This window comes from Nostoc sp. (genome assembly GCF_036917535.1).
GTDB lineage: Bacteria > Cyanobacteriota > Cyanobacteriia > Cyanobacteriales > Nostocaceae > Nostoc.
This window is the reverse complement of record NZ_JBALDA010000044.1, coordinates 22,194-43,969: the sequence shown is the minus strand read 5'-3', so window position 1 is coordinate 43,969 and position 21,776 is coordinate 22,194. Positions and strand designations below refer to the sequence as shown.

General features: G+C 43.4%; 19 protein-coding genes. 7 read left to right on the top strand and 12 right to left on the bottom strand.

Annotated elements, in window-relative coordinates; all coding sequences use genetic code 11:
- From rplV to rplC, 6 genes are all read right to left on the bottom strand, one after another.
- A complete protein-coding gene (gene rplV / locus V7K56_RS14750) occupies nt 1-357 on the bottom strand; it encodes a 50S ribosomal protein L22 (RefSeq protein WP_069070777.1) in 357 nt (118 codons plus the stop codon).
- Nucleotides 358-604: 247 nt separating this feature from the next.
- Nucleotides 605-883 (bottom strand): 30S ribosomal protein S19, encoded by a 279-nt coding sequence (rpsS, locus tag V7K56_RS14745; RefSeq protein ID WP_012410721.1) that lies wholly within the window; start codon nt 881-883, stop codon nt 605-607.
- A 93-nt stretch (nt 884-976) separates the two neighbouring features.
- Nucleotides 977-1,840 (bottom strand): 50S ribosomal protein L2, encoded by an 864-nt coding sequence (gene rplB, locus V7K56_RS14740; RefSeq protein WP_334911647.1) that lies wholly within the window; start codon nt 1,838-1,840, stop codon nt 977-979.
- A gap of 99 nt (nt 1,841-1,939) precedes the next feature.
- The gene (locus V7K56_RS14735) at nt 1,940-2,254 is read right to left on the bottom strand and encodes a 50S ribosomal protein L23 (RefSeq protein ID WP_334911646.1); all 315 of its coding nucleotides are present in this window, start codon (nt 2,252-2,254) and stop codon (nt 1,940-1,942) included.
- Nucleotides 2,247-2,885, bottom strand: coding sequence for a 50S ribosomal protein L4 (gene rplD, locus V7K56_RS14730; RefSeq protein WP_334911645.1), 639 nt, complete (start codon nt 2,883-2,885; stop codon nt 2,247-2,249). Before rplD ends, V7K56_RS14735 begins: the two co-directional genes overlap by 8 nt.
- A gap of 196 nt (nt 2,886-3,081) precedes the next feature.
- Nucleotides 3,082-3,714, bottom strand: a complete 633-nt coding sequence (gene rplC / locus V7K56_RS14725; protein ID WP_289799260.1) for a 50S ribosomal protein L3 — start codon at nt 3,712-3,714, stop codon at nt 3,082-3,084.
- A 930-nt stretch (nt 3,715-4,644) separates the two neighbouring features.
- Between rplC and V7K56_RS14720 the strand changes: the two genes are divergently transcribed.
- Nucleotides 4,645-5,121 (top strand): NAD(P)H-quinone oxidoreductase subunit N, encoded by a 477-nt coding sequence (locus V7K56_RS14720; RefSeq protein WP_334911644.1) that lies wholly within the window; start codon nt 4,645-4,647, stop codon nt 5,119-5,121.
- A 42-nt stretch (nt 5,122-5,163) separates the two neighbouring features.
- On the opposite strand, the gene V7K56_RS14715 is transcribed toward V7K56_RS14720, so the two are convergent.
- Nucleotides 5,164-5,640 (bottom strand): GNAT family N-acetyltransferase, encoded by a 477-nt coding sequence (locus tag V7K56_RS14715; protein WP_334911643.1) that lies wholly within the window; start codon nt 5,638-5,640, stop codon nt 5,164-5,166.
- Nucleotides 5,641-5,790: 150 nt separating this feature from the next.
- Entirely contained in the window at nt 5,791-7,671 is a 1,881-nt protein-coding gene (locus V7K56_RS14710; RefSeq protein WP_334911642.1) for a sensor domain-containing protein, read from the bottom strand.
- Between the two features lie 789 nt (nt 7,672-8,460).
- On the opposite strand from V7K56_RS14710, the gene V7K56_RS14705 reads away from it, so the two are divergent.
- The gene (locus V7K56_RS14705; RefSeq protein WP_334911641.1) at nt 8,461-8,844 is read left to right on the top strand and encodes a hypothetical protein; all 384 of its coding nucleotides are present in this window, start codon (nt 8,461-8,463) and stop codon (nt 8,842-8,844) included.
- Nucleotides 8,845-8,907: 63 nt separating this feature from the next.
- On the top strand, nt 8,908-9,312 hold the full coding sequence (locus V7K56_RS14700) for a hypothetical protein (RefSeq protein ID WP_334911640.1): 405 nt from the start codon (nt 8,908-8,910) through the stop codon (nt 9,310-9,312).
- A 242-nt stretch (nt 9,313-9,554) separates the two neighbouring features.
- On the opposite strand, the gene V7K56_RS14695 is transcribed toward V7K56_RS14700, so the two are convergent.
- Nucleotides 9,555-12,848 (bottom strand): efflux RND transporter permease subunit, encoded by a 3,294-nt coding sequence (locus tag V7K56_RS14695; protein ID WP_334911639.1) that lies wholly within the window; start codon nt 12,846-12,848, stop codon nt 9,555-9,557.
- 78 nt (nt 12,849-12,926) lie between these two features.
- Nucleotides 12,927-14,372, bottom strand: coding sequence for an efflux RND transporter periplasmic adaptor subunit (locus V7K56_RS14690; protein ID WP_334911638.1), 1,446 nt, complete (start codon nt 14,370-14,372; stop codon nt 12,927-12,929).
- A 710-nt stretch (nt 14,373-15,082) separates the two neighbouring features.
- On the opposite strand from V7K56_RS14690, the gene V7K56_RS14685 reads away from it, so the two are divergent.
- On the top strand, nt 15,083-15,394 hold the full coding sequence (locus V7K56_RS14685) for an RNA recognition motif domain-containing protein (protein WP_322672219.1): 312 nt from the start codon (nt 15,083-15,085) through the stop codon (nt 15,392-15,394).
- Nucleotides 15,395-15,478: 84 nt separating this feature from the next.
- Here V7K56_RS14685 and V7K56_RS14680 read toward each other — a convergent pair whose 3' ends face one another.
- Nucleotides 15,479-15,880, bottom strand: coding sequence for a nuclear transport factor 2 family protein (locus tag V7K56_RS14680; protein ID WP_334911634.1), 402 nt, complete (start codon nt 15,878-15,880; stop codon nt 15,479-15,481).
- 421 nt (nt 15,881-16,301) lie between these two features.
- Here V7K56_RS14680 and V7K56_RS14675 point away from each other — a divergent pair, with 421 nt between their 5' ends.
- Nucleotides 16,302-18,515, top strand: a complete 2,214-nt coding sequence (locus tag V7K56_RS14675; RefSeq protein WP_334911632.1) for a hypothetical protein — start codon at nt 16,302-16,304, stop codon at nt 18,513-18,515.
- On the top strand, nt 18,487-19,551 hold the full coding sequence (locus V7K56_RS14670; protein ID WP_334911630.1) for an NAD(P)/FAD-dependent oxidoreductase: 1,065 nt from the start codon (nt 18,487-18,489) through the stop codon (nt 19,549-19,551). Before V7K56_RS14675 ends, V7K56_RS14670 begins: the two co-directional genes overlap by 29 nt.
- Before the next feature lie 1,200 nt (nt 19,552-20,751).
- On the opposite strand, the gene V7K56_RS14665 is transcribed toward V7K56_RS14670, so the two are convergent.
- Nucleotides 20,752-21,510: a YebC/PmpR family DNA-binding transcriptional regulator gene (locus V7K56_RS14665; RefSeq protein WP_334911628.1), complete on the bottom strand. Its 759-nt coding sequence runs from the start codon at nt 21,508-21,510 to the stop codon at nt 20,752-20,754.
- Nucleotides 21,511-21,633: 123 nt separating this feature from the next.
- Here V7K56_RS14665 and V7K56_RS14660 point away from each other — a divergent pair, with 123 nt between their 5' ends.
- Nucleotides 21,634-21,759 (top strand): hypothetical protein, encoded by a 126-nt coding sequence (locus V7K56_RS14660; protein ID WP_334911626.1) that lies wholly within the window; start codon nt 21,634-21,636, stop codon nt 21,757-21,759.
- Nucleotides 21,760-21,776: the final 17 nt, after the last annotated feature.

Genomic DNA, 21,776 nt, shown 5'->3' with positions numbered 1-21,776 from the left:
TTATTTTTCTGGGGCGGCTGCAACAGCCACAGTAATATGACACGTCGGCTTGCGAATTTGGTAAGCTCGACCTTGCGCTCTTGGCTGGAACCGCTTCAATGGTGGCCCTTGATCGGCATAAGCCTGAGTAATCACTAGTTGAGTCCGATCTAACCCAGCGTTGTGTTCGGCATTGGCAGCAGCGCTTCTGAGAACCTTCAAGATGGGTTCAGTGGCGCGATAGGGCATAAATTCCAGGATGATTAACGCTTCTCGGTACGATCGCCCGCGGATTTGATCGAGTACCCGACGCACCTTGTAGGCCGAGATCCGGATAAAACGAGCGATCGCTTTTACTTCAGTAGTATTAGTAGCCATAATTTTCTCCAATTTTGTCCTTTATCTTTTATCTTTTGTCCTTTGCCTTTTGTCGAAAGCTAGTAACTAATGACCCTTCAAGTAAGCCAGTTGCTCATGGGGGAAACCCCCAGACGCTCGTTCGCTCTTAGCGTCTCCCCTTGGGAGATGACTCGAAGAGGCTGCGCTATCGCCTTTGGCGTCTCCCCTTGGGAGAAGACCGCACTGGCTCACCAATGACAAATGACAAATGACCAATGACTAATAACTACCTACCTGCTTTTTTGTCGCTTTTTCCATGACCTCTGTAAGTGCGTGTCGGGGCAAATTCACCCAACTTATGTCCTACCATCTGTTCATTTACAAAAACGGGAACGTGTTGGCGTCCGTTGTGAACAGCTATGGTATGTCCTACCATCAAAGGTAAAATTGTCGAAGCTCGTGACCAAGTTTTAATAACTTCTTTTCTATTGTTATCGTTGAGCTTTTCAATTTTCTTTAGGAGATGATCCGCAACAAAAGGACCTTTTTTTAGAGAACGACCCATAGTTCAATTTTTGATTTAGGATTTAGGAATTATGAGTGAGGAGTTAGGAGTTAATAAGTTAAATTCAACTCATAACTCATAACTTCTAACTCTTTAAGATTCACGACCACCGCGACCGCGTTTAGAAGACTTGCGACGACGACGCACAATCAACTTGCTGCTAAGTTTCTTGCGATTGCGTGTCTTCGCACCCAATGTAGGTTTACCCCAAGGTGTAACAGGACCCGATCTACCGATAGGCGCTCTACCTTCACCACCACCATGTGGGTGATCCACTGGGTTCATGACGCTACCTCTAACCTTAGGACGGCGACCTTTCCAGCGATTTCGTCCGGCTTTACCTGCACTCAGGTTTCTTGCATCGGTATTGCCTACTTGCCCTATGGTGGCGTAACACTCACGTCGAATCAAGCGGACTTCTCCTGAAGGCAACTTGAGAGTTACATAATTACCTTCTTTTGCCACGACTTGAGCGCTAGCACCAGCAGCACGTACAATTTGACCACCTTTACCAGGAGTAAATTCTACGTTGTGAACATTAGTACCCAAAGGAATCTTTGAGAGCGGTAAGGCATTACCATCTTCAAAAGGAGCCTCAGGGCCAGAAATAATTATTGTTCCAACTTTCAAGCCGTTGGGGTGAAGGATGTACCGTTTTTCGCCGTCTTGGTAATACAAAAGGGCAATTCTGGCATTGCGGTTAGGATCATATTCAATTGCTGCAACTTTGGCAGGAATATTATGTTTATCCCTTTTAAAATCGATGATTCGATAAAGCTGTTTGTGTCCGCCACCCCGGCGACGACTAGTAATCCGTCCGTGATTATTCCGACCTTTGGCGCGATGTTTCGAGGTTGTTAAGGATTTCTCTGGCTCGGTTTTGGTAATTTCCGCAAAGTCAGAGATTGTAACTTGGCGAGTGCTGGGGGTATAAGGACGATAAGAACGAGTACCCATATTTTTAAGTGCTGAGTGCTGAATACTGAGTTTGAAATTTTGAGTGCTGAGTTTTGAGCGTAGTAACTCATAACTCTTAACTTTTAACTCACAACTTTTTTAGACTTCTGGGAATAGAACTTGTCTAATCTTGTCTTCATCCCCAGCTGCGACGGTGACAATGGCTCGCTTATATTGAGGTTTATAACCAATAAATTTACCAACGCGCCGCTTTTTACGCGGTGGTAGAGTGGTGTTGACTTTTACAACCTTGACCTGAAACAAGTCTTCGATCGCAGCCTTGATTTCTGGCTTAGATGCTTTGGGAATTACTTCAAAGGTATACTTGTTTTGCTCCATTAAGATGGTCGCTTTCTCGGTGACAATTGGGCGACGCACTAAGTCAGCAAGGTCGCGGGGGTCAAAGCTAGGCACTGTAGACCTCCTGAATTTTTTCTAGGGCTGATGCCGTAACTACAATCTTGTCAGCGTGCAGTAAATCAAAAACATTTAGCTGGTCGGCTGCAATTAGTTTTAAATTTTCAATGTTGCGGCCTGATAAATAAACGTTATCTGTAGCCGCAAGTTCAGATAAAATTAATAGTGTCTTGCTTTCTGGTACTACTCCCCAACGGGCAAGCGCTGCCACTAATTCTTTAGTCTTCGGGCGAGATAGCTCGGTGCTAAATTCTTCTACTACGATCAAGTCGTCAATCCGGCTGACAAATGCTGTCCGTAGTGCTAAACGTCGCTCTTTGCGGTTCAACTTCAGGTCGAAGTCTCTGGGCTTTGGCCCAAATATCACACCACCACCACGCCACAATGGTGAACGAATAGAACCTGCACGAGCGCGACCTGTACCTTTCTGTCGCCAAGGTTTACGACCGCCACCTCTGACTTCCGAACGAGTTTTTGTACTGGCATTTCCTTGACGAGCATTGGTCAATTGCCGTACTAAGGCGCGGTGCACAATATGAGACGCTGTTTCTTCCTTGGCAACGCGTAACTCGAAGGTCGTCTCGCCCACCTGTTCTCCTTGCCAATTTTTAACTACGCTTTCAACCATTTTTGTTATTTGTCCTTTGTCATTGGTAAGCCACTGCGGTCTTGGGGTCTCCCCAAGTGAAGCATGTGGCGTCTTTTGTCATTGGTCTTTTGCCATTTGTCTTGTGTCATTTGTCCTTTAATCAATTGACTAATGACCATTGTACAGACGCGATTAATCGCGTCTCTACTACTGACCAATGACTAATGACTTCTGACTATCCCACTATTTTTGCAGGCACAACACTTACCAGAGCGCCTGGTTTACCAGGAATGGCTCCTTTAATTAGCAATAAGTTGCGTTCTGGATCGACTCGCACTATGGTCAGTTTGCGGATTGTAATACGTTTTCCACCTAAACGCCCTGCCATCCGTTTACCTGGATAGACACGACCGGGTGTTGTACCAGCACCAATAGAACCGGGTGCTCTGTGGTTTTTGGAACCGTGTGACATTGGCCCGCGACCAAAGTTGTTGCGCTTCTGGTTTCCCGCAAAGCCGCGACCTATGCTTGTACCGACGACATCGACTATTTGACCAGCGCTAAAAATATCTGCTTTAATCTCTTGACCTAAAGCATAATCACTAGAGCTATCGGTGTGATATTCATTTAAGTGACGCAATGCTGGGGCAGATGATTTAGCCAAATGACCCAATAATGGTCTGTTTAGTGCCTTGGGTTTGACTTCGCCATAACCAACTTGAATGGCAAAGTAACCATCGGTTTCTTTCGTTTTAACTTGTGTAACGGTGCATGGCCCTGCTTGAATGACAGTTACAGGAATAGACACTCCTGCTTCGTCAAATATTTGGGTCATGCCCAGCTTGGTGCCGAGAATACCTACAGACACAGTAACTGGTTCTCCTTTCTACTTGCTGACCTTGGAATTGGACTCTAGCGGACACGCTTTGTACGCATCAGTTTAGGCTAGGTTAGCCTGCAAAATTTGGAATGGCTTTAGTAAACCGCTCCAAATGCTTTCGGACACAACAAACCGTGTCCTTACTGCTTGGTGAATTTGTTTAGCTTCACTCATTAGATCACCAGAACAGCCACAAGTTTCTTCCCCTTGGGAAGGAGTAACTTCTGGAATCAATGCAAGGCGCTACAGCTTTAAGCTGTGTGCAGCAATGCTTTCGTCCAAGCAATTGCTCTGGCACTTTCTGGAGGCAGCGCTGTCGGCGGGTTTTCCGATTTATATACGCCTGAAGGGCGGCTTCCCGGAGATTGGCTACTGCCGTGTTGCAGTTGGACTTAAGCGGTTATTACCGCCCAGTATCCGTTAACTGAGACTGACGTAATGCCATAAAACCAACATTGCTGCTCAGTTTTTACTTCCTTAAACACCTTAAACTATTGTTTAAGCTTTTGCCTGCTTTTTTACAGGCACAGGAGTAAACGTACCTTAGAGCTTAGGATTAACTTTAGTTATTCTTCCATAAACTCTAATGTTGACCTGAAAGCTTTCTTAGTTTACCAGTCTACGATCGCTCTGAGTTAAATTATCCAATTTGGATTAAGTCATCAGCTTTTGATGCTAACACTACTTCAGAATGACAGTAAAAAGTCAACTTAATTTGCGTTTTTGGTCACAATCTAATAATATAAATTATTTATTTATGTTTGTCCAGTAATTTCTAGAACTATTTTTAGGGAGTGAGGGAAGCAGGAGGACAAGGAAGAATAACTATGCCCAATGCCCCATGCCCAAAAAAATGCTTTTAATCTATCGGTTCACAGTAAATAATAGAGATATCTAAGTCGGATAAGACGAAAATCTATGGCACTAATTACCACTGGCAACGGTTTAATCCGCGATCTGGAAAAGTTTGGCGCTTTGGGGGTGTATGTACCTCTGGAAGGAGGTTATGAAGGTCGATATCAGCGCCGACTACGGGCAGCTGGCTATACTACCCTCCACATTACTGCTAAAGGACTGGGTGATGTCGCTGCGTATCTCACAAGAATTCATGGAGTCAGACCTCCTCATCTTGGTAAAAAAAGTACTGGTAGCGGTGCGGCAGTAGGTCAAGTGTACTATCTGCCACCAATTCTCAATTCTCATTTAGAACAGCTACCTCCAAAGTCTAAGGGGCTGGTCTTGTGGATTATTGAAGGGCATATTCTTTCCAATCAGGAACTTGAGTATTTGACAAATTTGCCTCAACTAGAACCACGTGTAAGAGTAATCATTGAGAAGGGTGGCGATCGCTCTTTCCGTTGGACTTCTCTAGAAAAAACTCTGTTAGTTAGTTAGTCCTTTGTCATTAGTCATTAGTCATTAGTCATAAGCAAATGACTAATGACTCAATTCAATCAGCATTTCAATAATGCTGAATCGAAAACCACAAGATGCAAACAACTGCCGTGCAGCCTCGTTAGCAATTGCTGTATCTAGACGAATTTGCTTGATACCCATCTGCTGAAAACGTTCAATACTTAGCATTACCATCTGCCGCGCAATTCCTTTTTGACGGTATTCTGGCTCGACCCAGATATCATGAATAAAAGCAAATTCTTGTAATCGGTAAATTGGTATTTCTTGCTCAACTGTTGCCACCAGAAACCCGACAATTTGCCCTTCATTTTCGGATACTAGAAATATACTGCGTCCATCGCTATTTGCCAAACGTGTCAACCATTGCTCATAACGCTGTTCTGGATGCGGTAGAAAACCATACTTGGCGGAATCCCAAGACTCATGCAAAGCACAAATTTTGGCAACCATTGGTAAAACTGCGGGTACGTCAGTTATTGTAGCGGGGCGGATCAGCATAAGCTTTCAAGTACAAAAAGCACAAACAAGAAAGAATGCCTTGCAGTGAGGTATTAGTTTTTATTCACTTACTCGCAGGCATAAGACGAGAGTAATCAGAACAATGAATTAGGCGAAGGTGACATTCGATGATCACCTAATCATAAACCTTTACCACCGAGGATTTGCCACAATTAAAGCTTCTGTTGCATTACTGTCCAAGGGCTTAGAGAAAAAATATCCCTGTGCATATTCACATTTCATAGTTCTGAGGAATGCTAGCTGTTGTGCCGTTTCCACCCCTTCTACAGTCAAATCTACAGCTAGTTTTTTGGACAGAGTTACAATTATCTCGATAATATCTAAATTCCCTTGATGATCGCTGTTCGTACTAATGAAGGAGCGATCGCTCTTCAGCTGATTAATTGGAAAGCGCTGAAGACGACTTAATGAGGAATAGCCCGTACCGAAGTCGTCAATTGCCAACCGAATTCCTAAATTTCTCAGTTGCTTTAGCTTGATGATGGCTTGCTCGTTGTTTTCCGTAATTACGTTTTCTGTAATCTCTATTATCAAACTTTGTGCAGAAAGTCCAGTCTCTTGTAGGACTTGATTTAGTTGCGACAGCAAATTCTGTTGATTGAAACTCAAACTACAAAGATTGACGCTAATGGACAAGGGGCGCTTACTTAGATGCTTCCACCGAGAGAATCGCTCTTGCCACTGCTGTGTCTGACGACATGCCTCACGCAGCACCCACATGTCAATTTCTATGCCCAGTCCAGCTTCTTGCGCGGTTGGCATGAACTGCTGTGGTAAAACAATGCCCAGTTCGGGATGGAGCCAGCGTACAAGCGCTTCCAAACCAGCTATCCTGCCGCTGCTCAGTGACATTATCGGTTGATAGTGAATCCGAAACTCTTGACGGTCAATAGCTCGGCGCAGATCGTTAACCAACTGCAATTGTGCCATTGCTTGAATATGCATCTCAGTGTTAAAAATCTCATAGCGCGCTCTGCCTTGTGTCTTAGCTCGGTACATCGCAATATCAGCGTTACGCAAGAAGTCTTCTGGTTGTTTACAATCTGTCATGCTTAAGACAATGCCAATACTGGCTGTAATAAACACTTCTTGCCCGCCTATAACCACTATCTGTGCCAGTTTCTGTTGTATCCGTTCAGCAACGGCTACCGCTTGTTTGACATCTTTAATTTCCTCCAGCAAGACGATAAACTCATCTCCTCCTAGTCGTGCAGCTATATCTATAAAGCGCAAGCATTCTTGAAGCTTTTGAGCAACAGCAAGCAGTACTTGATCTCCAAATATGTGTCCCAGGCTGTCGTTGAGCAACTTGAAGCGATCTAAGTCTAGAAACAGGACAGCAAATAGATAATCTGAACGCCGTTTTGAATAATCGAGTGCCTGTCTTAGGCGGTTCATAAATAAAGCGCGGTTTGGCAGTCCCGTCAGTGCATCGTGAAACGCAAGGTGCGCCACTTGTTCTTCAGCTTGTTTGCGTTTGCTGATATTACGTAGCAACCAACGCCAGCCAATTGGCTTTTCTTGCGAGTCGAAGATTGGAGATGCCTTAATACTAGTAGGGAAGGGCGGACCAAACCGTGGCTTTAGAGAAATTTCCCAGTCATCTAGCTGTTGCAAATTGTTTAAATAAGAGATAAAGGTCTGGCGTTCTTGTTGAACAATAAAGAGAACTAATGGTTTACCGATTAGATATATTTGGGGCACAGAAAACATGGTTGCTGCTGCATAGTTAACCTCTTGGATCTTGCCTTTGGTATCAGTTACCAAGTAAGCATCCGGCGCCAAATCGAATAATTCTTGGTAACGCTGGCGCTCTTTCTCTGCTGTCGCTGTTGTTGCTTCTAGCTGCTCAAAGACAACCAATAGTTCTTCTACTGCAATTTGGAGCGGCTCGAAAGTTTCTATTATTAACTCTTGTTGTAAGTTCGGTTCAGTTTCAGTGCGCTGCAATAGTTCTTGTACCCATGAGCGCAATTTCTGTATTTGTTGACTAAACTTATCTATGTTCATAAAATTAATTTGCCAACAGTATCTGCACTGTCAAAACTGCTTTAAAAGATTCGCTATGACGTGGTTACAAGAGTACTACTAATTCTCTAACTCTGTAAGTGTCTGATTAGGATAGCTCAAAGATCTCTGCCTTCGTTAGCGACATAGCAGAAAATTCTGAGCGCCGTCAGCCAGCACTCAGAACTTTCAATTCTAAGAAGCGTCAGCCCCTTCGGGGAATTCAAAATTCAAAATTCAAAATTCAAAATTCACGCATTGAAGACTCCACAGATGAATCTGGGGGCTTGAGTAATGTTGCCGAGCATTTATTCCTGTCCATGAATAAATTCAGGGGCTTGTATCCTTTTCTTTTTCGGTCACTTTTCAAGACAGGCATCCAAGCTTCGAGAGAAGTTCAGTTCGTCGTCGCGATCGCATCTTTGTAGGAGAAGCCATTGCCGTCAGCCGACGCTCTGACTTCTTTATCAAGTGGCTTGGAAACCAGCTATTAGAGCGCTACCTCACCAGAGCAAATATATTTTTGCTCAACTTCCAAATTTCGGTGATCAAAACCCAGAGGGCTTTGATCACCGAGCTTGCTTTTATGAGTTTCTACCTTTTGATTCGTATGCAATTCTCATAATATATTATTTATCAAGCAATTACAATGTTATTATTGTACTTAACAACATTGGGTGGGTTTAAGGAGAATGGCTGGCAAAAGCCGCAAGTTTTGTGGTGGGGTCGCGCATTCCCATTACAAAACTGTACTTCCGACTTCTTTAATTCTTTTTTGCGTACGAATCAAGAATGCACACACTAGAAAAACTTCAATCTGCCCTAAACTTACTCAAAACCAAACGAATAGAAATCACTTGTGAAGGTTGGTATCTACAAGACTGCTGGCTAGTGCAAGTCAAGCCAGGAGGCAATGCCCGAACAGATCGCAAATATTGGCAAGTCAGAAGCCGTCAAGCAATCTTTAATGGTAAGACGCTTAAACACTTAAAACAGGATCAACTAGAGGATTACAGAACTGCGATCGCTCGTGGTCGGCAGTTAAAGCAGATTGACCGCCAAATTCAGAAGCTTCAACAGCAACTTGAACGACTGATGTTAGAGCAACAGATTTTAGAGGTGATTCGTACTCTTAACTTCAAAGCTCAGGAAGTTCAAGACGAAGATGGACATTGATATGATTTACGGATTCGCCCCTATCGAACTATCGACAATAAGATTGATGGCGCTGTACTAATATTGGTTGATATTGATGATCTCAAACGCAATCGCGCTCAGTTGATAGAAGTAAGAGATTATGCTAAAGCGATGGTAGAAACCGTGGGATCGCCTATGCTGGTACTGAATCTTGATTTGCAAGTGATGGTTGCAAATCTTTCTTTTTATGAAACGTTTCAGGTTTTGCCAGCCCAAACCGAGCAGCATCTCATCTTTGAGTTGGGCAATGGAGAATGGAACATTACTAAATTGCGATCGCTATTAGAAGAGATTCTTACCAGTAATACCCAGTTTCAAAATTTTGAGATCGAGCATGATTTTAGGCAAATTGGGCACAAAATCATGCTAATCAATGCTGGGAAGATGCCTGTACTCAGCAATACGCAAATGATTCTGTTGGCAATCAAGAACATTACCCCTAATTAACGTGAGTTCGACGATTAGAAAAAGGCAAAAAGCTGCCCAAAAAACCTTCGATTGATGTTTACCCAAAAGATTTGCCTGCACTACCTCCTGCCATTTTTTAGTTCGTCGAACTTACGTGATATCTGAAATGGTTATAAGATTTAGAGCTATGGTAAACAGCCGTCTATTTATAACCACTCCAGAAAGAAACAGCAATCGCACCAGCAAAATCGTTATTGCGCTATGTGCAACTTAAATGCTCATTAGCTGATAAGTTTTTTCGTAACTCCACGCAATCGGGTTAACACTGGCTTTGCCCAATTTCCACCTAGCAAATCGTGCAGCAGAGTATAAAAACAAGGGATGATAAATAATGTCAGCATCGTTGCGATCGCCATCCCAAAAAAAACTACAATCCCTAAAGGCTGCAAAAACTCAGAACCTTCACCAATGCCCAATGCCAAAGGAAACAGTCCCAAGATAGTAGTGACTGTAGTCATGATAATTGGGCGCAAACGTTGAGGAGCAGCTTTCACGATCGCAATTTGGCGAGTACAACCAACTTCTTCCCGAATTTGATTCGCCAGTTCCACCATCAGAATCCCTGCGTTCACTACAATTCCCACCAGCAGGACGACACCAACAATTACAGTTGCGCCAATTGCAGTTTGGGTAATGTAAAGTCCAAAAATTCCCCCAGCTAACGCCAGTGGTACGGTGAACATAATTACCAATGGGTCAATCAGCGAGTTGTATTGTACCGCCATGACTACAAAGATTAAGAACGTTGCCAACGCTCCCAAAGTTTTTAAAGCATCCTGAAGTTGCTGATTCGTTTCTTCGGCAGAACTAGGCACAATGGAAACACCATCAGGTAAGTCTACATCTTTAAGTACCTCGTTGACTTCTGCGATCGCTTCACCAAGACTAGCTCCCTCACTGAGATTTCCGGCGACAATAAAAGCTTGGCGCTGATTAATCCGTTGCACCTCACCAGGCGCTTGACCTTCTTGAATCTTCGCAACATTAAAAAGGCGGATTAGTTGATTGTTTTCTGTAAATAGCGGTAATTGCTCTAACTGGGAAGGACGCCCAATCGCTTCTTTATTTAGCTGCACCCGCACATCAACTAAACGATTACCGCGTTGAATTTGCGTGGGAACTGAACCTTCAATTGCTGTTTGAACTGTTGCACCAATTTGCTCGGCGCTCAACCCTAAAGCTGAAACCCTTTCCCAATCCGGGCGAATTTGAATTTCCGGTTGCCGGGGGTCGGCATCTGGTCGGAATGTCGCTAATTTTGCCCTTTCCTGCAATGCTTGCAGCACTTGAGCGCCTGCTTGCGTTAAGTTTTCTTCGTTCTCACCTTGCAGAACCACGTCAACTTCTGACCCTTGCACTGGAGAATTACTCAAGATTAAACCCCGCACCTGACCTGGATTGAGGCGTAGCAGAATTCCTGCTAAGTTGAGTTTGTTAAATTCCTGAGTTACTTTTTTGACGAAAGCTTCGACATCTGTGCCTGGTTTCAGATTGATAGTGCTACTGGCACGTAAAGGATTTTCTGTAGTACTGCTGCCAAATAAATTACCACCCACAGTTGTAAAAGCAGACTCGGTTTCTGGTTGTTTGAGCAAAATGTCATCGACAATTTGCATAACTTTTTGAGAAGTTACTAAAGGTGTACCTGGAGGAAACTGCGCTCTCAAGTTAGCTTGTCCGGTACTGATCCGGGGTAAAATTTCTTGGGGAATTTGACCAAACATGAAGAAGCTACTGCCGCCTAAAATTACTAAAGCAGCAGTTACTACGAAAAAGCGATAGCGTAAGACCTTGGTTAAGAAGTTACCGTATCCCCGCGTAGCATCTTCAAATCGCTGATTAAACTGTCTAAGCAGCCAAAATTCACTAATCCGACTAGACCAGCGGATTCCCAAAAGTCGAGAAGACAGCATTGGCACTACTGTAATCGCAACCATAAGAGATGCTGCGACTGCGAAGCTAATTGTCAAAATCAGTTCATTAAATAGCAGTGCAATAAAGCCGCCAATTAAGAGGAATGGCACTACAGAAACTAAGTTGGCACCTGTAGCAGCAACTAAAGCAGATTCTACTTCTTGGGAAGCAGTAGTCGCACTGTCAATAAAGAATTTAGAATTACCCAGCCTCCCCTGCTCCCCCTGCTCCCCCTGCTCCCCCCTCTCTCTTTGATTGGGAGTCATCCCCGCTTTTTCGGAAATGTTCTCCAAGATCACAACCGATGTATCAATTGCTTGACCGACTCCTAATGTCAGACCTGCCAAACTAAACACATTCAAGGTTAAACCAAATATTCTCATTAAAGCGATCGCCGCCAAAGTACACAGCGGAATCGTCAAACTAATAATGAATGTTTGCCTGAACGATCCCAAAAATAACAACACTGCTGCTGCTGCTAACAATGCCCCGGAAATCCCGGAAAAGATAACATCATTTAAAGAATTGCGGATGAAGACAGATTCATCTGTGGTGGGACTCAAAGTCATGTCTGCTGGAATTAAACCCGATTGTCGTAATTGTTCAATTCGCCGCTTAACAGCATCTACAACTGTGATTGTGTTGGCTTCAGGCTGCTTTTGGACTGAAAATTTCACCGCAGGCTGACGATTTAGATAAACAAATACTCGCTGTTCTTCTGTATCGTCAATTACCTCAGCAAAGTCTCGCAAGTAGACGCGGCGGGAAGGTGTAGGGGAAGTAGGGGAGGCTGGGGAGGCAGGGGAAGCAGGAGAAGCAGGGAGAGAGGAGACTTCTAAGGAAAGGTTTTCAATTTCCTTGGCATTTTGGAAGCGTCCGACAGTGCGAGTCAATGGCTCGGTATTTTGCCCCAGAATCCTACCACCAGAAGTATCTTGGTTACGGGCTGTTAATTCATCTAAGACATCATTTAACCCGACACCCAAAGCTTGCAATCGGTTTAAGTCAACAAGCACTCGTACTTCTTCCTCTGCGCCACCAGATACATCAACGGAAGCGACTCCCGGCACGACACTGAGTTCACGGGTTAACTCTTCATCAGCAAATACGCGTAAATCTTTACCTGGCAATGAAGCAGAGGTCAGCGCCAATTCATAAACCGGCAATTGAGAAGGATCGACTTTGAATAATCGCGGCTCCTCTATTGTATCTGGTAGTTGTCCTCGATTTCGGTTAAAAGCAGCAGTTGCATCGTTTAGAGCTTGGTCAATATCGCCTCCTGGTTGGAAGTATAAATCGAGGCTTACCTGTCCTTCACGGGTGCGGGAGAAAACTTGCACTACATTCTCGGTTGCTGATAAAGCTTCTTCTAAAGGTCTGGTGATTTCATCTACTGCTACTTCTGGTGAAATACCAGGGGCTTCTAGCCGAACGCCAATTCGGGGATAAGTAATTGACGGCAGGAGATCGACTTGGATCGTTGTGAGAAAAAATACCCCAATGACAATTACTGCCACAGTGAGCATGAGTGTGCCAATGTGTTGGCGGATAGCGATCGCACTCAGGCTAAATCCGCTATTGCCATTATTTGCTTGTTGCATGATCCTAAGTGATAAGTGTTAAATGCCGACTACTGAGTACTTTTTTCTTTGGTATGGTGATTATTGCTCACCCGACTACTACTTTTCTGAAAGAATTGAAAGACTTACAGTGTCACCTTCTTTTAACGGCTTACCACTACGAACAACATAGCGCTCTCCCGCTTGCAAACCGGATAAAATTTCCACTTTGCTATCAGCCCTTTTTCCTAAGGTGACAGCACGCGTCGCTACTTTCGTCTTGCCATCTGTGTCTTTCACTACAAATAGCATCCCTGACGGGTTTTCTTGCTCTTTTCCTGCTTCCTTTGCTGCCCCTGCTTGTTTTTGAATAGCTGTTTGCGGCACTACTACCCGCTGTTGAGTCTGGTTTTCAAAGTTGACTCGCGCCAGTAGTCCACTGCCAATATTACCTTGAGTGTTAGGAATCAATACCTCTACAGGTATCAAGCGAGCTGTGGCATCGGCAGCTGGGGAAATGCGCGTAACTCTGCCAATTAATACTTGTTTGGGGAAGGCATCTAAGCGCACTTGTACAGACTGTCCAACCTGAATTTGTGCTAGTTCTAATTCGGAAACTTGGACGACGACTTTGACACGGTTAAAGTCGCCAATTTTCAAGACTTCGTTACCTGCTTGCAGCAAGTTGCCTGGTTCTGTCACCTTTTCTGTGACTACGCCAGTGATCGGAGATACCAGCTGAGTATAAGACCTGCGCTCTTTGGTTTGAGCAACCAATGCCTGTTGAGCAAGTACTCTACCTTGGGCGGCAGCAACAGCTTGCTGTTCTGTCCGAACTTGTTCTTGGGCTGCCCGGAGTGCCTGGGCGGCTGTTTGTGCCTGGGTACGTGCTTGCTGGGCAGTTTGTTCAGCGATCGCTCCAGCTTTGAAGAGTTTTTGCTGCCGCTGTGAGTCTGCTTGAGCTTGTACTACTTCTAGGCGCGCCCGTTCAACGTCTGCACGAGCATTGCTTACCTGATTTGTTGCCCTAGCTACTTCTGATTTGAGGGCTGCTAGCTCTGCTTCTACCTGCTTTAATTCGGTCGAAAGTATCGCATCATCTAACCGCCCGACGTTTTGCCCAAGCTTTACTGCATCGCCGACATCAAGGTTCAAAGCCAACAACCGAGCTTCTACTTGCGATCGCAGTGACACAATTCGGAAGGGTGTTGTATTACCTGTGTATTCTGGTTGTGTTTGTAGCGTATCAGTTCGAGCGATCGCTACATCTACAGCTGTCGCACCACCACGTTGTCCACTTCCAGGACTCTGAGATTGTGCATCAGCCGGTTCTTCCTTGGATAGCGCTCCACAATTCGCTGTCAGCAGTCCTATGCCCAGCAGACAGGGAATCAATAATATGGATGCAAAAGGGGAAGACACCTTTGTGTCAAAACTATTTTTTACATCTGCAACAGTCACATCAGTCTTCATAACTGAGTTTAACTGGGTATTAATTACCTGGTTAGCAGCTGCCAAAGGTGAGATTTTCGCCTGCTTGTGCGGCTTATTTCTGTCCAAAATCATTTATTTTTCTCGTATTTGGTGAGCTTTTTGGGTTAAACAGCCGTGCATTACCAAGTAATTTTGAGACATTATCAATAGTGAAAAGCGGCGAGAGTCAATTGGCTATCTTCTTGCAGAATTTTGTATCAAAAATTACTTTTTATTTTAAAAAAATTCTCACCACTTTAACTCATTAAATTGAGTCGCCCGCTTTCTAGCTGACAATGCAATTATTAACTTAGTATAAATATTTTTAAATTTCTTGCAATCTGCCCTTAGTAGAAGACTTGTATTTACTGAAGATACGGGACTTTCACACCCCTACTTCTAATCTAAGCAGGATTGAGTAATTATATTTAGACATAGCTCAGATGCACGATTTGCCTGATAGAGATAGTTTGATTTGTGGTGCAGCAGTTATAGCAGTTAATGATTGGTCAATATTTAGAAAAGAGAGTGGATTATATCGATCTCGTGGGTGCGGTTCACTAGAGCCTCACCCGTTTTGAGACTAGCCAGCATCTAGCTATTAACCGCTTATATAACTTTTTATAACAGTTTTTCAAACCTTTTTCCCAGAAAGTGAGTTGTTATGTCATCATGGGAAGTGAAATGAGAATTAATTCGGCGACAGTGTTTGTTTTTAGTATTGACAGGCTTTTCCCTTTTGGTATTACAGACTTCTCTCCGAAATCTAAATCTCTACAAACTTATGATTTTGGAGACATTTGATGTCAATTTACGTAGGTAACCTCTCCTATGATGTTACACAAGATGCGCTAAGTGCTGTATTTGCAGAATATGGTGCTGTAAAGCGTGTTCAACTACCCACTGACCGTGAAACAGGTCGTTTACGCGGCTTTGCTTTCGTGGAAATGAGTTCAGAAGATGAAGAAGCAAAAGCCATTGAAGCTCTTGATGGTGCTGAGTGGCTTGGTCGCGACCTCAAAGTAAATAAAGCCAAGCCCAAAGAAGACAGAAGTGGTGGTTCCTTTGGGAACCGAGGTGGTGGCGGCTACAACCGTAGCAACAACCGCTACTAAGCTTAATTGAATTTAGAAAAGGCTCAGGCAGGAATGCTTGAGTCTTTTTTATGCAAAACTTTGACTTTAAATAATCTCAAGCAATTACTTCTCATACCGCACTGATGATTTTCTAACCACAGTGCCCTGATGAAAGATCATTTTCCATTGATCGTTGTTTAATTTCCAGATGGAACTTCGCAACGAATGAACAGGTTGTTCACCAGATATATGTCTGACTATACGATAAGTTACTAAAATAACCCCTGTTGCTAAAACTAACGTTTTGAATTCTGTTATCAATCTTTGAGTCAGGGGTTGGATGGGTTCATTCTGCAAGCTTTCGATAATTTGCTGTTTATTAAAAACACGCCCTGAGATTCCCAATTCAATGAACTCGTCAGCAAGTAAATCCATGATATCTTTAGCTGACTTTCGGACATCAGGTTGAAGCAAACGCTCCTCCAACTCACGAAAAAGTGATTCTTCTAAATAGTCTGCTTTCATATATGTTTTGAAGACTAAATTGGATAGTGGCAAGTATGATTAGGCGATCGCTACTAATTATATTTTGCTGACCCCCAAAATCGAGATTTAGGCATTATCAAACAGCAGCGAAAACCAAACGTTAAGTTAATTGTCGTTTTTTTTCCCGATCTTCAACCAGGGTCTGACCAGTTTTTTCTCAATAATTCTCTGAAAGCCTCTTGACAAAACAGTTACAGGCTTAACTTGTCACCAATGATCATAGTTCTATATTTACGTATCAAGGAGCAATAGTATTAAAATCACTATAAATCCCAAAAAAGCTAGTTTTGTGATTTTATATGTAGTAAATAAGACATTTTTTAATTAATGCTTAGGCTGCTCAATAAAGAATACATACGCTAGTTATTTAAAGCGTCCTATAGAATTGAGGATACAGGTTATGGCTCTCATTGATGAAGTTAAACAGGTTTGCTCGCGCCTAGCCTCTGTTGGTTGGCGAGACTTGCTACTCGAGCAAGGGCTAGATATCACCGCAACAAACCTCCAGCAGGAATTAACTAAAGAACTATCAGCTATCAATCGTCAGATAGTAGGGTTTGAAGATTTTGCCTTTGAAGGGAAACGAGGAATAGAAGCAGGAAATGCATCTCGGAGTTTGCTGTTTCATGCCTTGGCTTCACCTAATGTTGTAAGTGCCAATCTCAGTGCATATCCCACCCTAGCGGAACTCGAAATTATTGAAAATTTTGTTTATGGAGTGGAGCCTCCTTCTTTACAAGATTTGCAAGTTATGGCTCCAAGACAACCGTTAGCGATTGCTGTGTTTGCTTGTGAATATCGCCCGGCTTCGGAAACTGTCCACCGTCAGCACGCTGATCTATGTTTTTCGCGCACAGGTGTGGCGCGAGTCGGAACCGCTCAACCACTATATAGTGATAAACTGCGCGGATTTATCCCAGCCGTGGAAGATGACTTAAAAGAGACTTTTCGCGTCTTGCCAACACGTTATTCTGCATATATTGCAGTTCAACGCACTGGTAATCGAGATGCCTTCGGCCCGTTGCGTTTTCAGGATGGAGATAATAGCAGACTATTCTGGGTTCCCCTGCACAAGCTATTCAACGGTACAGAATGCATTCGTGGTTTTGACTTACAGGTAACTTTGAATGCTCATCATGTCAATCAAAAACTGCGGCGAATTCATTTAGTGCTCCAAAACACAGGGTGGGGTGAACCAGACATTAGCAACCCGCCATTTATTTTTACAGAAGGCATTGCTGAATTCACAACAGTGTCTGATTTTGGCACAGGGCTTTTAGTTCCAGTTGTTCAGCCAAATCTTATTGAAGCAGCTACTTATCAAGGAAAGCTGCTCACCTTTAAGGTTCCACCGAATAGTCCAACCCTATCTTCTAGCCTAGCAATTCCTGCGGATGAAACGACAGAAGCAAGACACGCTCCAGAGTATGTTCATGTCCGCCATAAAATATTGCCCAATGGTCAACAAGAAAATCTTAACGACCAGAAAGATGTGGAAGCGGTTGTGAAAGCAGGTGGGTACGATGCTCAACACTACCTTGACTTTACAGGCGATGGGTCGATTGAAGCAATATGTCCAGAGTTAGCGGTGGCAATTCCTCGCAACGTGCCAGCCTATTCCCTGGTGACAGCACCAGATTTTTTCCCCAGTTGCGACCAGCGAGAGCTATTAGAATGGACAGAGCAGTCAGTACCTAGCAAACTCAGACAGAATCTCTGGCGAGTTTCCCCAGAAACATTATCTGACAATCGCTTTGCTCCCAACCTGCAATTAGAAGATGTTGATTTTCGACCAGAAGATAAAACTGTAACTGCAATTGTCTCTTTACCCCGTCAGGATTCGGTGCGACAAATGCCGTTGACTGGTTCCCCAACAATCCGACAAGCATATCTTCCAGATGCGGCAGCTGGAGTGTTTGCTCCTGGTTGGGATGTGAGTTTTGATCGCACCAACGAAGTGGAACACTTAGCAAGCTACGGCTTAGGCAGTCCTTTTCCAGAGGACTCCAAACTTTGTGCTGCACTTAGTACATTTTGGCCCGCTGTAGCTCCTGATGCAGCCCGGACGTTTCAGCCAAATCCTATTTGGCCCACCGTTAGCCCGTTAACAGATGCAGAAATTGGTCAGGTTGGCAATTTACCGTGGGATGGAATCTCTGGGCCTCGACGCGTCACCAAGGATGGCGAAGAGTTGATAGAGTATTCAGATTTTGCTCATGCAGATTATGTAGAGAGTTCTTTGCAGAAGAAATTTTCGCTCTCATTGACAGCTAAGGTTGATGTACGTGAATACGAAGCCAGAGTGTTGGCAATGGCGAATGTTTACGAAGTCTTAAGGATCAGACCTGAAGATAGGGGAAAATGGAGCGTGTTTTCGTTCCAACCAGTGCAACCGACCAATTCTGAATTACAACAGGCACAAACTCAAACACAAACTAGGCTTGGTGGAAATATCTATCGGTTTGAGATTTATCGTCATGGAAATTCATTTTTAGACCCAGAAAATTCTCGAAAACGCTTAGTTAAAATCGAAGAAACTGTGACGCTGTTTGTTACACCAGTGAATATTCTGTTGAAACGCGGCAATGGAACCTGGTCTAGAAGACGTGTCTAATCCTGATGTAATTGTAGTTGGGGGTGGGCCCGCAGGTTGTGCTGCTGCTATTGGCTGCGCCCAATTTGGGCTAAAAGTTATTCTGATTGAGTCGAAGCCATTTCCTCGTACACACCCTGGTGAAACATTACACCCTGGTGTTGAACCACTACTTAAGCAGTTAGGGGTACTTGAGCCAGTGTTAGCAGCTGGCTTTCTTCGCCACCAAGGAAACTGGGTACAGTGGTCAGCCGAAAGCGAGTTTGTTCCTTTTGGCGAAGATGATTCGGGAGCATGGCTCGGATTTCAAGCTTGGAGAGCCGATTTTGATGCAATTTTGCTTAATCGGGTAAGAGAAATCGGTGTTAAGGTTATACAACCTTGCCGCGCTTCCCGTTTAGTTATGGATGGGTGCAGAGTAACTGGCGTTGAGACATCCCAAGGAACTTTTTGGGCAGCTAAAATCATTGATGCTGCCGGAGATCATCATTGGCTGGCTCAACAATTAGGGTTACAAATCCAATATCACTCTCCGCGTCTGATTGCATATTATGGTTATGTAACAGGAGAATGCCCAGTGCGAGATCATGCCCCAGCGATCGTTGCTGACTCCTGTGGTTGGACGTGGACTGCGAAAGTGCGATGTCTACGACGGGCTACGCCTACCCAACTTTATCAATGGACGCGCTTATCATTTGTAGAGCAAAAAATCGCAAAAGACTGGCTACCTAATGAATTCCTTGGGTTAAAGATTTACCAAGCAATGCGGGCCGCTAATGTTACATGGCGAATTGTTTCACAACCAGCCGGCTATGGTTACTTTCTTGTTGGGGATGCAGCAATGGTACTTGACCCAACATCAAGTCATGGCGTTCTCAAAGCAATTATGTCTGGTATTTGGGTTAGCCATTCAATAGCATCAGAACTGTTAGGTAATCTTACACAACAACAAGCTATTGACCATTACTGTTTATGGATTCATAACTGGTTTCGACACGATGTAAAAAACTTAAGTAGCCTAATTGCTAAGTTGCCTAGTCCTCCCTTTTGGATCTAAGCAAATAGAAATTTTCTATATCAATAAAGGCATTACTCAGAAGTCAACACCACACCAATTGCAATCGCTGATGGGGAGCCGTTTTGGAACGCATATCTGAACCAGTGGTAGCTTTGGGTTAACTTTAGGAGCGGGTGTACATCCATCAGTGAGAGATAAAGATAAATTTATTTTTGTAAATTAGAAATTATACTGAAAATTTAGAAATAATGTGGATAAAAAGTTGACTTCGGTACTGAGCTTATGGGGAAAGAATGAATCATACCTATCAAGATTAAGCGTAGGCATAGCCTGCCGTAGGCATCGCCTGCTCAAAAATCATGTTTTCCAACCCCATTTTCATCAATGTTTTAAGTATGTTTGCTTATTGACCGTCGCTTCGCTCCAATTCAAAATTCTTGCATTCAAAATTCAAAAATAATTGAGACCCCGCCCTTAAGGGCGAGGACTATTTTTCCTACATTTTTAAATTGCATGAATTTTGGATTTTAGTTTGGATTGGAGCAACGGTCTTGCACCAATTTACAACTAATAGTAACTATTTATAAATTTTATGAGCTAGGTTTTTAGTATGATGTCTGTGATGTCTCCTATGATGAACTTTAGCAGATTTTACGCTAGTATGATGGATAGTTTTAGCTTGAGCTTGAGATGAAAAAGCGGTTACAGGCGCAGCAAAAATTAGAGCCAAAAGTAAAGCTTTAGCGAACTTATTCACTTGAAAATCCTCATCAGGTAATCAACAATTTAACTATCCGATAGACGTATGTCATAAGTTTGTAATTGATATGAATCTTTCATGTCTATTTTTACATCTATCAAATATAAAACTTACGTCAATACTGTTCGGGTAAGGCAAGAAACGCGATGAATCGCCGTCTCTACAATGATGATTTATCGCATCTTTAGCGAGCTAGAATTTTCATCAAAAAACCTTAACCGAATCGTATTGGATCTGACGTGAACCTATCTCACTATTCTAAAAATCCCTACTTTTTGTCGTAAAATATGCTTCAAAACCTTAATTTTTCGTTTTCATTTCTCAATAAGTTTAAGTTTTGTAGCACAAAGATTATTAGTAGGATAGGTTCGTGGAATACTTAGCTAAAAAATACTTGCTGGCATTTCAATCTTAAATGTAACAATTTAGATATCATCCAAATAACTGTAATTTGGCTATGATACCTGGGTTAATTTTGATTAAAAAATGCTGAGAGCCATCAATTCTTCTGCTACGTCAAAGTTAGCTGTGACATTTTGCACGTCATCCAAGCTTTCTAGAGTATCAATTAACTTGAAAAGCGATCGCGCCCGCTCGGGATCGGTAACTTCTACACTATTACTAGGAATCCAGCGCAATTCGGCATCAGTTACCTTAAAGCCTTGATTTTTGAGTGTTTGACTAAGGGTTTCTAAATTTACAATATCAGTAAATACCTCAGCCATCTCATCTTCAGTCATCTCATAAGACTGGGCACCGCCTTCGAGGGATGCTTCTAAAAGCTGTTCTTCGTCAAGTACACCCTGCACTACACAAACGCCTTTTTGTTCAAACATCCAGCTAACGCAACCTGTTTCACCAAGATTGCCACCATTTTTACTAAAAGCTACACGCAAGTCAGCAGCAGTGCGATTGCGATTATCTGTGAGGGCTTCAATTAAAATCGCTACACCACAAGGGCCATAACCTTCGTAGCGAATCGTTTCAAAGGTAGCATTATCGCCGCCAAAAGTCCCTGCACCTTTAGCGATCGCTCGTTCAATATTATCATTGGGAATACTCGCAGCCTTTGCTTTGTCAACTGCCGTGCGAAGTTGAAAATTCAGCGCCGGATCTGGTACACCGCTTCTAGCCGCAACGATAATCGCCCTAGATAACTGAGTGAAGGTTTTTCCCTTTTTTGCATCTACTACCGCTTTCTGGCGCTTAATATTTGCCCATTTACTATGTCCTGCCATAATTTGAAATTATCATAACTTTATTCAAGATTAGGATATACCTAGCTTTTGTCTCAATGCAAAGGTGCATTTGGTAAAAATTCGCCAATATAATCATTCAAAGCAACCCAGCAGCACTGAGATTTGATTTTCGGCGTTGCAGAACAGTGGGATGAATTGGGGCAAGCAGGGGAGGCAGGGGAAGCAAGGGGAGAATTTTGGAAGTTACTAAATCATCCCGCAACTATGCAACGCCTGATTTTCAAGTGAGATGAGGAATGGTGTAG

Coding starts and splice junctions, on each gene's coding strand:
- rplV (WP_069070777.1), bottom strand. CDS start 357: ATGGCTACTAATACTACTGAAGTAAAAGCGATCGCTCGTTTTATCCGG.
- rpsS (WP_012410721.1), bottom strand. CDS start 883: ATGGGTCGTTCTCTAAAAAAAGGTCCTTTTGTTGCGGATCATCTCCTA.
- rplB (WP_334911647.1), bottom strand. CDS start 1,840: ATGGGTACTCGTTCTTATCGTCCTTATACCCCCAGCACTCGCCAAGTT.
- rplD (WP_334911645.1), bottom strand. CDS start 2,885: ATGGTTGAAAGCGTAGTTAAAAATTGGCAAGGAGAACAGGTGGGCGAG.
- V7K56_RS14720 (WP_334911644.1), top strand. CDS start 4,645: ATGGCACTAATTACCACTGGCAACGGTTTAATCCGCGATCTGGAAAAG.
- V7K56_RS14715 (WP_334911643.1), bottom strand. CDS start 5,640: ATGCTGATCCGCCCCGCTACAATAACTGACGTACCCGCAGTTTTACCA.
- V7K56_RS14710 (WP_334911642.1), bottom strand. CDS start 7,671: ATGAACATAGATAAGTTTAGTCAACAAATACAGAAATTGCGCTCATGG.
- V7K56_RS14705 (WP_334911641.1), top strand. CDS start 8,461: ATGCACACACTAGAAAAACTTCAATCTGCCCTAAACTTACTCAAAACC.
- V7K56_RS14695 (WP_334911639.1), bottom strand. CDS start 12,848: ATGCAACAAGCAAATAATGGCAATAGCGGATTTAGCCTGAGTGCGATC.
- V7K56_RS14690 (WP_334911638.1), bottom strand. CDS start 14,372: ATGATTTTGGACAGAAATAAGCCGCACAAGCAGGCGAAAATCTCACCT.
- V7K56_RS14685 (WP_322672219.1), top strand. CDS start 15,083: ATGTCAATTTACGTAGGTAACCTCTCCTATGATGTTACACAAGATGCG.
- V7K56_RS14680 (WP_334911634.1), bottom strand. CDS start 15,880: ATGAAAGCAGACTATTTAGAAGAATCACTTTTTCGTGAGTTGGAGGAG.
- V7K56_RS14675 (WP_334911632.1), top strand. CDS start 16,302: ATGGCTCTCATTGATGAAGTTAAACAGGTTTGCTCGCGCCTAGCCTCT.
- V7K56_RS14670 (WP_334911630.1), top strand. CDS start 18,487: ATGGAACCTGGTCTAGAAGACGTGTCTAATCCTGATGTAATTGTAGTT.
- V7K56_RS14665 (WP_334911628.1), bottom strand. CDS start 21,510: ATGGCAGGACATAGTAAATGGGCAAATATTAAGCGCCAGAAAGCGGTA.